Source organism: Martinezella hainanensis, from assembly GCF_900094555.1.
GTDB lineage: Bacteria > Pseudomonadota > Alphaproteobacteria > Rhizobiales > Rhizobiaceae > Rhizobium > Rhizobium hainanense.
The window spans coordinates 151,699-166,971 of record NZ_FMAC01000007.1; the positions used below are offsets into that span (position 1 = coordinate 151,699).

12 protein-coding genes and 1 pseudogene are annotated in these 15,273 nt (G+C 59.2%); 7 read left to right on the plus strand and 6 right to left on the minus strand.

The window, feature by feature from the left end:
- The first annotated feature begins 402 nt into the window (after nucleotides 1-402).
- The 5 genes from GA0061100_RS22145 (at nucleotide 403) to GA0061100_RS22165 (ending at nucleotide 7,789) form a co-directional block, all read left to right on the plus strand.
- Complete coding sequence (locus GA0061100_RS22145) at nucleotides 403-5,304, plus strand: putative Ig domain-containing protein (protein WP_208621568.1); 4,902 nt, start codon at nucleotides 403-405, stop codon at nucleotides 5,302-5,304.
- A 283-nt stretch (nucleotides 5,305-5,587) separates the two neighbouring features.
- Nucleotides 5,588-6,118 (plus strand): phage tail protein, encoded by a 531-nt coding sequence (locus GA0061100_RS22150; RefSeq protein ID WP_075854911.1) that lies wholly within the window; start codon nucleotides 5,588-5,590, stop codon nucleotides 6,116-6,118.
- Between the two features lie 36 nt (nucleotides 6,119-6,154).
- Nucleotides 6,155-6,685, plus strand: a complete 531-nt coding sequence (locus tag GA0061100_RS22155; protein ID WP_075854912.1) for a phage tail protein — start codon at nucleotides 6,155-6,157, stop codon at nucleotides 6,683-6,685.
- 28 nt (nucleotides 6,686-6,713) lie between these two features.
- Entirely contained in the window at nucleotides 6,714-7,247 is a 534-nt protein-coding gene (locus GA0061100_RS22160) for a phage tail protein (RefSeq protein ID WP_075854913.1), read from the plus strand.
- Nucleotides 7,248-7,327: 80 nt separating this feature from the next.
- On the plus strand, nucleotides 7,328-7,789 hold the full coding sequence (locus GA0061100_RS22165) for a GNAT family N-acetyltransferase (protein WP_075854914.1): 462 nt from the start codon (nucleotides 7,328-7,330) through the stop codon (nucleotides 7,787-7,789).
- 28 nt (nucleotides 7,790-7,817) lie between these two features.
- Here the strand turns inward: GA0061100_RS22165 and GA0061100_RS22170 are convergent, their stop codons facing one another.
- The gene (locus GA0061100_RS22170) at nucleotides 7,818-8,162 is read right to left on the minus strand and encodes a DUF6916 family protein (protein ID WP_244557916.1); all 345 of its coding nucleotides are present in this window, start codon (nucleotides 8,160-8,162) and stop codon (nucleotides 7,818-7,820) included.
- 280 nt (nucleotides 8,163-8,442) lie between these two features.
- On the opposite strand from GA0061100_RS22170, the gene GA0061100_RS22175 reads away from it, so the two are divergent.
- Nucleotides 8,443-8,826, plus strand: a complete 384-nt coding sequence (locus tag GA0061100_RS22175) for an HIT family protein (RefSeq protein ID WP_075854915.1) — start codon at nucleotides 8,443-8,445, stop codon at nucleotides 8,824-8,826.
- Nucleotides 8,827-9,059: 233 nt separating this feature from the next.
- Here the strand turns inward: GA0061100_RS22175 and GA0061100_RS22180 are convergent, their stop codons facing one another.
- The 5 genes and pseudogenes from GA0061100_RS22180 to GA0061100_RS22200 all read right to left on the minus strand — a co-directional run bounded on the left by GA0061100_RS22180 (nucleotide 9,060) and on the right by GA0061100_RS22200 (nucleotide 14,085).
- Nucleotides 9,060-10,034: an aliphatic sulfonate ABC transporter substrate-binding protein gene (locus GA0061100_RS22180; RefSeq protein WP_075855111.1), complete on the minus strand. Its 975-nt coding sequence runs from the start codon at nucleotides 10,032-10,034 to the stop codon at nucleotides 9,060-9,062.
- A gap of 9 nt (nucleotides 10,035-10,043) precedes the next feature.
- Nucleotides 10,044-10,836, minus strand: a pseudogene (locus GA0061100_RS22185) (ABC transporter ATP-binding protein); the annotation flags it as partial.
- Nucleotides 10,833-11,567, minus strand: a complete 735-nt coding sequence (locus GA0061100_RS22190; RefSeq protein WP_075854917.1) for an ABC transporter permease — start codon at nucleotides 11,565-11,567, stop codon at nucleotides 10,833-10,835. The gene GA0061100_RS22190 and the pseudogene GA0061100_RS22185, both read right to left, overlap by 4 nt.
- A 68-nt stretch (nucleotides 11,568-11,635) precedes the next feature.
- Complete coding sequence (locus GA0061100_RS22195) at nucleotides 11,636-12,652, minus strand: formylglycine-generating enzyme family protein (protein WP_075854918.1); 1,017 nt, start codon at nucleotides 12,650-12,652, stop codon at nucleotides 11,636-11,638.
- The gene (locus tag GA0061100_RS22200; protein ID WP_075854919.1) at nucleotides 12,649-14,085 is read right to left on the minus strand and encodes a sulfatase family protein; all 1,437 of its coding nucleotides are present in this window, start codon (nucleotides 14,083-14,085) and stop codon (nucleotides 12,649-12,651) included. Before GA0061100_RS22200 ends, GA0061100_RS22195 begins: the two co-directional genes overlap by 4 nt.
- A 150-nt stretch (nucleotides 14,086-14,235) precedes the next feature.
- Between GA0061100_RS22200 and GA0061100_RS22205 the strand changes: the two genes are divergently transcribed.
- Nucleotides 14,236-15,270 (plus strand): LacI family DNA-binding transcriptional regulator, encoded by a 1,035-nt coding sequence (locus GA0061100_RS22205; RefSeq protein WP_244557917.1) that lies wholly within the window; start codon nucleotides 14,236-14,238, stop codon nucleotides 15,268-15,270.
- Nucleotides 15,271-15,273: the final 3 nt, after the last annotated feature.

The window sequence follows — 15,273 nt, forward strand, 5'->3', positions numbered from 1 at the left end:
CCGAGCAAACGGACGGAATGAGCAATGTTGCCGATCTACAACATTTGATTGAATAATTGATTTCACATGAACCAACCGCGGTATTTTTCGACAATTGAAAATTGCCTTTCCAATTGCTTCCGATACTACTGCGATTGAGTTGATGGACAGCAGTTACAATGTAGACGGGCAATCATGGGAGCAACTTCCTGCTTTTCATAGCAGAGTGCGTTCGGTCTTTGGGTTGGGCAAATGACAGACGACGAACAGCTCGGACTTTCCAGAGGAAAATCCCGGTCTAGGGATGATACCCGCATTTTGCAAAGTGGCCGGATTAGAATCCAGCCGCGTGGCGCCATGCCGAAGGCGGAGCGGGTCTTTGAAATAATCGCAAGGTCAATGGCTGCCGGAGCGCGCGCATATATGCTGCTGCTCAGGGTGGCACTGCTCGTTGTTCTCTTTTGCGCTGGTTTATCGCTGGCGGCTCCTGGCGTGGCATATGCCGCTTGCACCGTCTTCAACTTCCCCGATTCGCATACGACACCGTCGACAAGTCCGATGGCATCTGGCGGGTCACTTAACGTCACCATCGGCACTGAGTGCAATGGCGCTGGTCTTAATCCCATTAACGATCCAGGCGTAGTCTCTCCGCAGCATGGCTCGATAAGCAGCTACAACGCCGCCGCCGGGACGTTCACCTACACAAACAACGGCGATGGAGCCACCAGCGACACCTTCACCTTGGTCGATGCGGGCGCGAGTTCCTTCACCGTCAATATCGCAATTGCGTCTACCGTACCGGCACCCGTTGCCGGTCCGGTCAGCGCAACGGTGAGCTATGGCAGCAGTTCGAATTCGATTGCCCTGAACCTCTCCGGGGGGACGGCGTCATCGGTGGCGGTCAGGACTCAGGCGTCTCACGGAACTGCGACAGCCAGCGGCACCTCCATCACCTATACGCCGAATGCAAGCTATGCCGGTCCGGATAGTTTCACCTATACCGCGACCAATGCTGGAGGTACTTCCGCGCCGGCAACGGTCACTATAACCGTCAGCACGCCGACGATCACGCTCAGCCCGTCGACGCTGGCATCTGGCGCTATCGCGACGGCCTATAACCAGACCGTCAGCGCGAGCGGCGGCAGCAGCCCCTATACCTATGTGGTCACCGCCGGATCTCTTCCGAGCGGCTTGAGCCTGTCGTCGTCGACCGGCGCGATTACCGGCACGCCGACAGGGGCGGGCACATACAACTTTAGCATCACCGCAACCGACAGCTCGACGGGCACTGGACCATTCACCAGCTCAAATGCCTACAGCATAACGATTGCTGCCCCAACGATCTCGGTGAGCCCATCTTCCTTGTCGGCGGGCGTGATCGGAACTGCCTACAGCCAGACCATCACGGCGTCGGGCGGTACCAGCTCCTATAGTTTTGCGGTCACCGCCGGCTCTCTTCCTGCCGGTTTGACCCTCTCATCGGGAGGGGCTCTTTCCGGCACGCCAACGGCAGGAGGCACGTTCAACTTCAGCGTCACTGCGACAGATAGTTCGACCGGGACGGGCGCACCATTCTCAAACTCCCGGGTCTACAGTCTGACCATTGCGGCTCCGACGATCGCAGTTGCACCGACGACGCTTCCGGCAGCGACCGTGGCGGCAGCCTACAGCCAAACCGTCACCGCGTCGGGCGGTACCAGCTCCTATAGTTTTGCGGTCACCGCCGGCTCTCTTCCTGCCGGCCTGACCCTCTCATCGGGAGGGGCTCTTTCCGGTTCGCCAACGGCAGGAGGCACGTTCAACTTCACCGTCACTGCGACAGATAGTTCGACCGGGACTGGCCCGTTTACCGGTTCGAGGGCTTACAGTTTGAGCGTTTCTGCGCCGACGATCGTGGTTAGCCCCACTTCTTTGCCTTCCACGGTGGCGGAGGCGGCCTATAGTCAGACCCTCACAGCCTCGGGCGGTACAAGCTCCTACAGCTATAGTCTGGCTTCCGGGACGCTACCGTCCGGCGTGTCGCTTTCCTCGGGCGGCGTGCTTTCCGGGACGCCGACGGCGGCTGGAGCTTTCAATTTCACCATCACCGCGACGGACAGTTCCACGGGCACCGGCCCCTTTACGGGCTCGCGGGCCTACACGCTGACCGTCGCGGCACCGACGATCAGCATCTCACCGGCAACATTGCCGGCGGGTACAGCCGGGTCCGCCTATAGCCAGACCCTCACAGCCTCCGGCGGCAGCGGCACCTATAGCTATAGCCTGGCGACGGGCAGCCTTCCGGTGGGCCTGGCGCTTTCGTCAGGCGGTGTGCTCTCAGGCACACCGACCACGGGCGGCACCTTCAACTTCACCATCACCGCAACCGACAGTCATGCATTTACCGGTTCCCAAGCCTATAGCATCACCATCGGCACACCGACGATCACGATCACGCCGGCAACATTGCCGGCAGGTACAGCCGGATCCGCCTATAGCCAGACGCTTACGGCCTCTGGCGGCATCGGCGGCTACACCTATTCGCTGACGACAGGTAGCCTTCCGGTGGGCGTGGCTTTTTCCTCCGCCGGCGTGCTTTCGGGTACACCAACCACAGGCGGTACCTTCAACTTCACCATCAAGGCAACCGACAGTCTCACATTTTCCGGTTCCCAAGCTTATAGCATCACCATTGGAACACCGACGATTACGATCACGCCGGCAACGCTGCCGACCGGCACGGCCGGAACCGCCTATAGCCAGACGCTTACGGCCTCTGGCGGCAGCGGCGGCTACACCTATTCGCTGACGACAGGCAGCCTTCCGGTGGGCGTGGCTTTTTCCTCCGCCGGCGTACTCTCAGGTACACCAACCACAGGCGGTACCTTCAACTTCACCGTCACCGCAAGAGACAGCCTCTCGTTCACCGGCTCGCAGGCCTATAGCATCACCATCGGCGCACCAACGATCACGATCGCGCCGACGACGCTCCCGGCCGCGACCGTGGCTGCTGTCTATAGCCAGACCATCACAGCCGTAGGCGGCACCAGCCCCTACACCTATAGCCTGTCGGCTGGCGCCCTTCCGGCAGGCCTAGCGTTTTCTTCGGCCGGCGTGCTCTCCGGCACGCCGACGGCATCTGGCACATTCAATTTCACCGTCGCAGCCACGGACAGTTCAGGCGGCTCAGGACCGTTCACGGGATCACGCGCCTACAGCTTGGCTGTGAGCATCCAACCGCCGATCGCAGGCAACGTTGCAGCCACGATTGCCGCCAATTCGTCGAACAACCCCATTACGCTCAACATCACCGGCGGAGCGGCTGCCTCAGTCGCGATCGCAACCGGAGCCAGCCACGGGACGGCGATCGCATCGGGAACGGCCATTACCTATACGCCGGCATCAGGCTATAGCGGCTCGGACAGCTTCACCTATACTGCAACCAATGGCTCAGGCACTTCCGCGCCAGCAACGGTGAGCATGACGATCACCGCGCCGACGCTCTCGTTCTCGCCGGTAAGCGGTGCCCTGCCGGCTGGCACGGTCAGCACCGCCTATAGCCAGACGGTCACCGCTTCCGGCGGAACCAGCCCCTACAGCTACAGCATCACCGGCACGCTGCCGGCCGGGCTGACGCTCAACCACTCGACGGGCGCGATCAGCGGTACGCCAACGACCTCGGGCAATTACAGCTTCTCCATCACCGCCACCGACGCCAACAGCGCCACGACGTCCGCCGCCTATACGATCGCGATTGCGCCGCCGCCGACCACCTTCGTCTTCTCACCGGCCGGCGGGGCGCTGACCGACGCTATGGCAGGCGAGGCCTACAGTCAGCAGATATCGGTAACAGGCGGAACCGGCACGAAGATCTACAGTCTTGCCTCCGGTAGCCTGCCGAACGGCTTGGTGCTGAATATCTCGACCGGTCAATTGACCGGCCCGCTGGCGACCGGCACACAGGGCGACTACAGCTTCACCATCCAGGTTCGCGACGGCAACGGCGCGACCGGAACAGCCTCCTATACATTGAAGGTGAGGACCCAATCCGTCACCGTTCTCGACATGGTCGTCAATGTGCCGGCCGGATCGACGCCTTCCGACGTCTACCTCAATCGTGGCGCGACCGGCGGCCCATTCACTTCCGGGGTTCTCGCGTTTGTGGAGCCTGCCAATGCCGGCACGGCGACGATCATCCAGGGACAGCTGGCACAGGCGGGACCTCCCACGGCTCCGGTCGGCTGGTATCTGCACTATACGCTGAACCCGGCCTATTCCGGCCAGATCCGCGTCGGCTACAAGCTCGTCAGCGCACTCGGAACCTCCAATACGGCAACGGTCACCTATAATGTCAGCTATGACGCCGGCAAGGTGGCCGAGGATATCGACAATCTCGTGCATGATTTCGTGCGGTCCCGGCAGAACATGATCGCGAATACCATCGAGGTGCCGGGGCTGCTGCAGCGCCGGCAGATGCAGAAGGCGACCGATCCGATCACCGCACGCATGATGCCGTCCGAAGAGGGCATGACACTCGGCTTTTCCACCAGCCTGGCGCAGATGCGGGCGGCTGGCGGCGACGCGGATGCTGCTTCCGCGCCTTTCAACGTCTGGATCGGCGGCGCATTCCTCGCCCATGACGACAAAAGCAGGAACGGCAGCACCAGCAAGTGGGGCAGCTTTGCCATGATCAACCTGGGGGCGGATTATCTGATCTCCGAGCATGCGCTGATCGGCCTGTCCTTCCATTATGACCGCATGACGGATCCGACCGATGAGGACGCCGAGCTGACGGGCAATGGCTGGCTTGCAGGACCCTACGCCTCGCTGGAGATCGGTAGAGGCGTGTTCTGGAACGGCAGCCTGCGCTATGGCGGATCCAGCAATACAATCAACACGCAGTTCTGGGATGGCAATTTCAAGACGACGCGCTGGATGGCCGACACTTCGATCGAGGGTCAATGGAACCTCGACGAGGATACGACGATCTCACCGAAGCTGCGGGCGATCTATTTCTCGGAAAAGGTCGACGACTATACCGTCAAGAATAGCTCGGGCGATGCCATTGCCATTGACGGCTTCAACGAGGACCAGTTCCGCATCAGCCTGGGTGCCGAGATCGCGCGCTCCTTCGTGCTGGAGAGCGGCACCAAACTGACACCGAAGCTCGGCCTCACCGGTGGCTTCTCCGGCCTCGACGGCGCTGGCGCTTTCGGTGCCGTTACCGCCGGATTGCAGCTGCAGACCATGAACTTCTGGATGCTCGATACAAGCCTGCTCTTCAACATCGAGGGTGACGGGCAGAAATCCGTCGGTGCCAAGGTCGCTGCAGCCAAGAAATTTTAAGCGATGCTCCAAAGATCGGCCGCGCTCGATCACTCCCGGCGGATTCTTTCGGGAGTAGACCCATCATGCCGCGTCCATCTTCTGCTCTATACTTAATTAGCCGTAGTTATTTTACCGAGTGACGGCTCTGCATGCCTTAATCTGATACACAACTTCAAGTATTAAAAAATTGAAATTCCGATCAAAACTTTTATACCTGAGATGGTTAAGTTTGTTCTTGCATTTATCGCCATGATTGAATGATGATGGTATTCAACATCATTGGAATATTCAGAGGTATGGTATGTCAGAATATTTTCTCGGCCAGATCATGCTTACAGGGTTTCCGTTTGCGCCCAGAGGCTTTGCTCTGTGCGACGGCCAGTTCTTGAGCGTCGGCCAGAACCAGGCCTTGTTTTCCCTCTTGGGCACGCACTACGGCGGCGATGGAGTGACGACTTTTGCCTTACCCAATCTGCAGAGCCGCACGCCGGTCGGATCTGGACCCTCCTACGATTCTGCGTGGCAGCCTACGCCTTACGCGATTGGTGAAACTGGCGGCGTAGAAAGCGTGACGTTGCTGGAACAGCAATTGCCTCAGCACATTCATCTGGCAGCCGGAACCACCGGCAACGGCACCGTCCGCAACCCAAGCAATGCTCTCTATGGAACCAACAGCGCCAATATCTATGGCGGTTCCAGCGGCACTCAGGTCACGCTGTCGAGCCAGACTGTAACGCCAGCCGGCAATGGCCAGCCCCACGACAATATGCAGCCCTACGACGTGATAAATTATTGCATTGCGCTGTCGGGGGTTTTTCCCTCCAGCAGCTGATCGCCTCTTTTCCACTCATTGCTCGGAGGATCAACGATGAGCACCCCCTTCGTCGGAGAAATCCGGCTATTTGGTTTTTCCCGAGTGCCGAGCGGGTGGCTGCCCTGCAACAATTCCTTGCAGCCCATTTCCCAATATGTGGAATTGTTCGAGCTCATCGGGACGATCTATGGCGGCGATGGACAGACGACGTTTGCGACCCCCAATCTGAGCGGACGCGTGCCAATGCATCAGGGCACCGGGACGGGCCTGTCGACCTATGTGATCGGTCAATCCAGCGGCAGCGAAAACATCACGCTCCTGCCCACCCAAATGCCGTCGCACACGCATCCATATCTTGCCACAACCGGAGCTGCCGACACCACGTCGGTAGGCTCGTCGGTCGAACTCGCCGCGCTTAGCGGAGACACGATGTATGCGACGGACATAAGTGGTGCCACTCCGATCACGACAGCGCAGACGGCGACGCAGACAACCGGATCGACGATCATGCATGACAATACGATGCCGACACTGACGGTGCAGTATTGCATCGCATGGGCCGGTATCTTTCCTTCATCGAGATGAACCGCGCCCAGCCATCGAGGACATTGCCATGACAGAACCTTTCGTCGGCGAAATTCAACTGTTCGGTTTCAACTTTGCACCCTCCGGCTGGGCATCGTGTAACGGCGCACTGCTCATAGTCCACCAGAACACCCAGCTTTTTTCCCTGATTGGCGTCCAGTATGGCGGCAACGGCACGCAGACGTTTCAGCTGCCCAATTTTGCCAACCGCGCGGGTTGCAACCAAGGTCAAGGCATCGGCCTGACACCGCGCACCGCCGGTGATACCTTTGGAAGCAACGACATAACGCTGACACAGGCGGAGATGCCGGCGCACACGCATTCCTTGACCCTCTACAATCAAGGCGATACGTCCAAGCGCGCCGCCTCGCCCAGTACCGGTGACGCCCTCAGCCTGCCGGATTTGAGCAGCCCGTTTCTCACCAATGCCCAGCCGAACACCCAGTTTGCATCGAACGTCATCGGCATTGGCGGCGAAAGCCAGCCACATGAAAACCGCCAGCCTTTTCTTGCGGTCAATTTCTGTATCGCGCTAAGCGGCGCCTATCCAACCTTCGGTTGATGACCGACACTGTGATAGCTTCACTACCGGAGTTTCCGGCGCAAACAGGTCATCATCGGCTTTGTGTTTCAGCCTACACATTGCGTTCTGCAAGGCTGGACGATCTCGCATTTCTACGCCAGCTCTACCACTCGTTTCGCAAGGATGAATTGGCTCGCATCCCGTGGCCGCAAGAGAATAAACTGGCATTTCTGAACCAGCAGTTTGATCTTCAACATCGCTATTACATTACCGCCTTTCCGCAAGCGGACTTCCTGATCATCGAAAAGGATGGCGTCTCCATCGGCCGTCTTTACATCGATCTCGGCGCGGACATCTGGCATATCGTCGACATCGGCTTTCTGCCCGAATGGCGCGGTCGGGGATTGGGCTCCGCGACGCTGAAAGCCATTCAAGATGCGGCAGCAACGAACAAGAGCCTGGGGATCGCCCTGCATGTCGATCGAAACAACCGACGCGCCTGCGAGCTTTATCAAGCCTTCGGATTCACGATCATTGAAACCAGCGACACCCACATGCGCATGGAATGGCGCTCCCTTTGATCTATGCCAACGCGTGGATCCTTAGGCATCAGTTGAAGATCGCCTGATAGATAATCCCATCTTTGTCCCTGGCGACGGGAACCAGAAATATGTCGAGAATTCCAAGCGTGGCGTTTTTCAGCCTGTAAATCTGCTGTGGCAAAAGAACCTTTGACATGCTGCGAAACAGCAACGCAAACGGCGCCCTCATCATTCCTTTAAAGCCCCGTTCGGGCAGAGGTCGCGCCTCGATCAGCGTAAGAACAAGAGAGGCTGCGCCCATATCGATTTCGAAGCCTTCCCCGACGCAGCGAGCGAAATGATTCAGCGTTACGGTCACCATCACAACCTCAATTGCCTGTTCGCGCCTTGATTGCGGATGCTTATATTTCATGTTTCAATTGAAGTTTATCAACAGCTTGAAGATAAGCAAGCAGCTTCCCTGGCTTTGTCTTCGGGCATGGGTCGATGCCGTAATGGCGCATCGGGACCAACATCGACACGAAGAGTTTCGTGTCAATCTCTCCAGACGGTGCAAGGCGAATAGTTGATGCGATACCGCCCGCTTCTCGGCGCGCGATCATGGTTGAACTGAAGCCGTTTCGTCACATACTCGTTGCCCTCTCACTGTATTATCCGTATTATCTGCCAACTGCTCATCGTCGGAGTCAAACATGGCGTTGGCGTGCCCTTTCTGCCGTGAGAACCGTGCCAAGGAGGAGCCAATAGTGCTCGCCAATGGCAGTTGTTACTTCCTCAACAGTGCAGATCCCGTTCTACGATGTTCGGGCATGATTATTCCGTTTCGACATGTAACCACTCCCTTTGAGCTGACCGTCGAGGAATGGTCTGACACCTTCGATCTATTGGCAGGGGCCAAGGTTTATTTGGATAAGGCAAAGCCGCACGGATATAATATCGGCTGGAATGTTGGGGAGATGGGAGGGCAAACGGTTCAGCACGTTCGTCTTCATATCATTGGACGCTTTGCTGACGAGCCGCTGGCAGGTCATGGCATCCGCCATCACTTGAAGCAGGCAAGTAATAGGCGACCCTGACAAAGGCCGTACAGTCTCCTTTTGAGCCGCCCCTCTTGTATACGATACGCTCAGGTTCCAAGCCTGAGAAAGTGCTGGAAAGGTGCGCTGGCCAATGCGGTCGGCGATGGGATTTTTATCCGCCACCCGCTGCCGAACGTGAGACATTCGACCACGTGCAGTACGAGAAGCCGACACGTTTTACAGCAGCTGCCGCATCACACGGCAGCCTTGCTGCCAAACAGATCCGTCAATCAGGCTGAGAGGAACAATTTCGGATCGAAGTATTTCTCCGGTGGCAGCGGATCCTTGATGGTTCCGAAATCGACGAACATCTTGTTGAATTCGCCCAACCACTTCGTGACGCTGCCGTCCTCGGTGAATTTGTTCAGCTCGGCGCTCGTCAGAAGTTTTCGGCTTTTTGCAACCTTGGCCGTCGCATCAGGTGGCGACTGCGTAAAGGCGACCGTCAACTCGATCGAATGATCCAGATTTGCAACTCGGTAGTCCATCGCCTTCTTGATCACCTTCAGGAAGCTCTTGGCAAGATCGGGATCGCGCTCAATCGTTTCGTTGCGCGCGACGAAGGTGTTGATGAACGAGGTATCGGGGTAGAAGTCCTTGTTCGATGCCAGTTCCTTCATATCTGGGACGCGCGGCTTGATCGCATCGATCAAGGGATACCAGATACCCGCCGCATCGATCTGCTTGGAGGAGAAGGCAGCAACCACCGTGCTCGGATCCATCGGAACGACCTGAACATCCTGGATCGACAGGCCGGCCTTGCCAAGGGCCATGCGCAGGATCATGTCACCGGATGTGCCTTGCGGAACGCCAACTTTCTTGCCCTTGAGATCGGCGATCGACGCGAAGGCTGCCTGCGCAATGACGCGGTCGCTGAACCCGATATCGTTGACGCCGAGCACCCTGGCATGACCGCTGGCAGGAAGCCAAAGCGCACCCGGCCCGATCGTCCCGAAATCGAGGCTGCCGGCACCCATCGCCTGAATCTGGATGGGACCGTTGGTGAAGACCTTCAGGTCCGGCTCGAGGCCTTCGGCTTGCCAAAGCTTCTGATCGTTGGCGATCGCGAACAGGCTCGAATTGGGAAAATCGGAGAGATAACCGATCCGGATCGTCTTCGAAGCCGCACGAGCCGGCTTGGCGATGATGGGCAATGTAGCAGCGGTCAGAGCCGCGGCCGTCGTCAATAAACTACGTCTCGTCAGCATGATCATTTCCTCCTGTGATTGCTGATCTTCAGTTCGAGGCGGGATGATAGACGGCTCGCCAAACCTCGTTGCGCAGCGCGGAAAACTGCGACGAAAGCCGCATTTCCTCCGTGCGGGGAAAGGGCAGATCGACCGGAATGATCTTGTGGAGCCGACCCGGACGCGCTGCCATCACGATGACCCGGCTTGCCAGATAGACCGCCTCGTCGACATCATGCGTGATGAACATCACCGTACGGCGTTCCTTGCTCCACATCGAAAGAAGCTGGTCCTGCAATTGCACGCGCGTCAAAGCATCGAGTGCGCCGAAGGGTTCATCCATTAGCAAGATCTTCGGATTGACCGCATAGGCCCGCGCGATGGCACAGCGCTGCTTCATCCCGCCCGAAAGCATCTTCGGCAGGGCATCGGCAAAGTCCGTCAGGCCGACAAGCTCGATGAAGTGATCGGCAATGCTGCGGCGCTCATCCTTGGGGCGACCGGAGATTTGGAGCCCGAATTCGACATTCTGCCGCACGGTCAGCCATGGAAACAGGGCATATTGCTGGAAGATGACGCCGCGTTCCGGCCCCGGCCCTTTCACAGGCGTACTGTCGACCAGTACTTGCCCCGACGATGGCGGCGTCAATCCGGCGGCAATATTCATGGCCGTAGACTTGCCGCAGCCGGATGGTCCGACCACGGTAATGAACTCGCCATCCTCGATATCGAGGTCGAGGTTCTGCAAGGCGGTAAAGGCCGCCTGACCCGCGAGATCGAAGCTTTTCGAAACATTCTGAAACGAGATCTTCGGCGTCATAGCTTTTCCTGCCATGCGGTGAGAACGCGATCGGCCGCCATGACGATCCGATCCATGAGCAGTCCGAGAATGCCGATGGCGATCAGGCTCACGAAGATCGTCGGCAGATCATAATAGAGCTGCGCCTGCTGCATGCGGTAACCTAATCCTGACTGCGCGGCGATGAGCTCGGCTGCAACGACGGTCGCCCAGGACGAGCCGAGGCCGATGCGCACGCCGACCATGATATAGGGCGTGGAAGCCGGAATGATCACGCGGCGGAAGATGGTGAAATCGCCCGCCCCCAATACGCGCGCCGCATTGATGAGCGTCTTGTCGACGCTGATGACCCCCTGATAGGTCGCAACCACGCTCGACAGAAAGGCGGCTAGGAAGATGACGAAGATCTTTGGCGTCTCGTCGATACCCATCGTCACGATGGCAAGCGGGATGATCGCAAGCGGGGGGATCGTGCGGAAGAATTGCACATAAGGCTCGATGATGCCCCGGGCTATGCGATACCATCCCATCAGGAAGCCGACGGGGACAGCGACAATGAGGCCCAGGCAGAAGCCTGTCATGACCCGACCGAGGCTGGCAAGCGCATCGCCGAGCAGGATGCCGTTTCTGGCCTCGGCAGCGGCGGCCGCCGCCACCTGGGCAGGCGTCGGGAGACCAACCAGCCCTTCGGCCGTCACCAGCCACCAAAGGCCGATGCCGATGACGACGGCGGCCGCATTCAGGACCAGCATTGCGACAGGTGTCGCAAGCAACGGGCGCCGCGGAGCGTCAGGGCGTATGGTTGGGTTCGTCGCGATACTCATAGGCATTCGATCCCAACTGAGCGTGGTTCAAGGCAGGGTTTGTCTGCGAGACGAAGGACGCAGCGGAAGCCGACATGGGTGGTTGCGCTGTCGATCATTTCCGGGTGCCGCGCCGCTGGCCGGTAGCGGCGGCAATAGCTTGGCGCGCAAAGATGCGATCCGCCCTTCAGTATCTTGCGTGGTATGCGGATCGCCGGCTGACGCGGGTCGTAGCTCTGCTCAGCCGTGACAATTCTGGGATTGATCGGAATACAGCAAGGTTTGGCTGCGTCGTCCGGATGTCGGTCCGTCCAGTAATCGTCGGTCCATTCCCAGACGTTGCCGATCATATCGGAGAGGCCATAGCCGTTTGCAGGAAAGGCTCCGACCGGCGTGGTACCGAATTTTGCCTTGCCTGCAGGATCGGCCATCGGAAAATTGCCGTCCCAAACATTGGCCATCCTGTGGCCATCGGGTTCGAACTCCTCACCCCAGGCAAACGTCGCCCCGTCGATGCCGCCACGGGCGGCGAACTCCCATTCGGCCTCGCTCGGCAGCACCTTCCCAGCCCAGCGCGCATACGCCTCGGCGTCGGCGTGGCAGACCTGCACCACCGGATAGTCCATCATCTCCTCCGACAGAGACAAGATGCCATCGGGCCGGTGCCAACATGCACCCGCCACATAGCGCCACCAGTCGCCCCAGAAGCGCATGTCGCCAGGGCTCTTCGGCGCTCGAAAGACCAGTGATCCCGGCTGCAGGACGGCCGGATCGGCCCCAGGATAAAGGGATGGGTCCGGCGCCTGCTCCGCAACCGTCACATAGCCGGTATCGGTGACGAAGCGGGAAAAATCCCGGTTCGTGACGGGCGTGGCATCCATGAAGAAGCCATCGACCCTGACCCGATGAACAGGCCCCTCCTCAGGATAAAAGTCCTCCGATCCCATCAGGAAACTGCCGCCTTCGATCCATACCAGCCCATCCTTTGCAGGCGGGGTGGATCCGGTTGCGGTTGCCTCCTGAAAGCCCGTCATCGCGCACCCGCCATGACATCGCGCGTGCGGTAGTTCGACTCGATCAGCCAATCCCGCATGACGTCGAGAAGTTCGCGCTTCTGTGCCTCATATGCGGGGTCGCTCCAGAGATTGCGCACCTCGCCCGGATCGTTCTTGAGGTCGAACAGCTGTCCGTCACTCGACCCCTTGAAATGGACCAGCTTCCATCCGTCGCTGCGCACGCCCGTCATGAATTCCACGCCGCCGCTCATCGCGACATCACCGATCTGTTCGCAAAACACATGGGTACGGGGCGTCCAATCACCCGTCTCCAGCGCCGACTTCAGGCTGCGCGCCTCGAAGCTCTTCGGCGGCGTGATCCCCGCATATTCCAATATGGTCGGGCCGAGATCGAAGAGCTGGCAAAGGCCGTTCAACTCCCGGCCACCCTCGAACCGATTTGCCGTCGACCAGATGACGGTAGGCACGCGCGTGACGACGTCATACATCGACCATTTCTGGATCAGGCCGTGGTCGCCGAGGCATTCGCCATGGTCCGACGTGAAGATGACGATCGCATCCTCCAGATAGCCGCGCGCCTTCAAGGCCTCCAGCATCTCACCGATCTTCTCGTCGATCAGGGTCACGTTGCCGAGGTAGTGAGCCCAGAGACGTTGCATCTGCTCAGACGACGGATCGAGGCTCCAGACGACGGAGTCATGGTCGACCTCGACATCGTGCTGTCGCTTCTCCTTCAATTCCTGATGCAGGGACTCAAGCTCTTGCACTGATGGCTTCGGCAATGGCAGATCGTTACGCTTGAGGTAAGGCTCCGAATAGCGCGCCGGCGGATCGAAGGGTGGATGCGGGCCGGGAAAGCCGACCTGCAGGAAAAGCGGCTCCGTCTGCGGATAGGTCTCCACCCACCATTTTGCCATATTGCCGACGAAGGCATCGGAATGCAGCTCTTGGGGCAGCTCCCAATCAAAGGCGCCGAGACGCTCGCGGTAATCCTCCCGCTTGCGATAGGTTTCACGCTGCTGTTTGACAAGGCCGTTTGCGGCAAGTGCCTTGTCCCATTCGTCGAAATACCAGCGCCCCTCCATGTAGCGGTCCTTGTTTTCCACGACGTAACGCTCGTGAAACCCAGAGTCCGAATTATAGGGAATCGTATGCATCTTGCCGACGTTGACGCAGCGATAGCCGGCATCCCTCAACTGCTCGACCCATGTCCTTTGCCAGTGCTGGCCATTGGCGAGCACGCCAGTCGTATGCGGATAGTAACCGGTAAAGAGGCTGGCCCGCGAGGGAACGCAACTGGGGGCATTGATATGGCAATCGGTCAGCGTCACGCCCTTTTCGACGAGCGCATCGAGATTGGGCGTAATGGCATAGGGAAATCCAAGCGCTGCGATGGAATCGTAACGCTGCTGGTCGGTCATGATCAGGATGATATTGGGGCGGTCGGCCACGCTCTACGTCCTTCCCTACTGCCGGAACGCAAATTTCAATCGAAAGTTTCGTTGGAAAAATTTTTGCGCTCTTGTCTCCTCGTCTGAGAAATGACATAAAGTTAACGGTAACGCAACGCTCACTTGAGCAAATTTTTGCGAGGAGGAATGGTGTCGGAGGTGGAGGAACGGGACAAGGGCGGCGCACCAACGCTGGCCTCGATCGCCGCCAGGGTCGGCGTCTCGGTCAATACGGTCTCGCGGGCGCTACGCGCGCCCAATACGGTGCGACCGGAGCTTAGGCGGCAGATCGCCAAGGCCATGGACGAACTCAACTATGTGCCGAACCGCCTTGCCGGCGGCCTGTCCGGGACGAGATCGGATATCGTCGGCGTTGTGGTGACATCGCTCTATTATTCGGAATTTGCCTCCATCATCGATGCCCTGCAATCGGCGCTCCTCAAGGACAATCTTCAGGTCATGCTCGCCAACACGCGCTATGATCCGGATCAGGAAGTAACGCTCGTGCGCTCGATCCTCAGCTGGCGCCCGGCAGCCGTTGCCATTATCGGCGTCGACCATCCGGCCAAGGTTACCGAGCTGCTGACGTCCTCAGGCGTTCCGGTCATCGAAATGTGGGATGTCGGCGGCGACCTCATCGATTCCGCCGTCGGCATGGATCATGAGGGGGCCGGCAGGGCGCAGGCCGACCATATGATTGCGTGCGGCTACCGGCATCTCGCCTTTCTCGGCAGCATGCGCGAAAACGACATGCGCGCCAGGAAACGCGCCCGCGGGGCGGCCAGCGCCATTGCCGCTGCCGGGTTGCCGGATCTCGTCCACGCCGTTCGCCAGGAGGGCGGCCGCCCAGCCCTTGGCGAAGAGCTGACCCATGAACTGCTCGACAGCAATCCGCAGATTGACGGGATCCTCTGCAACAGCGACGTCGTCGCCTTCGGCGTCTTGAAGGCGCTGCACGAGCGCGGCAGGAAAGCACCTGACGATATCGGCGTCATCGGCTTCGGCGACAGCGAGGCGGCAAACTACGTCACCCCATCGCTCAGCACGGTCAAGCCTGACCGCTATCGGATCGGCGAACTCACGGCGGAATTGATTGTCGCGCGGATCAACGGCGAGGAACCGAGAACGAACGTGGTCGAGTGGGAGCTGCTCGCACGCGGCAGTACCCGCCTGCCCCTTCCCTGAACC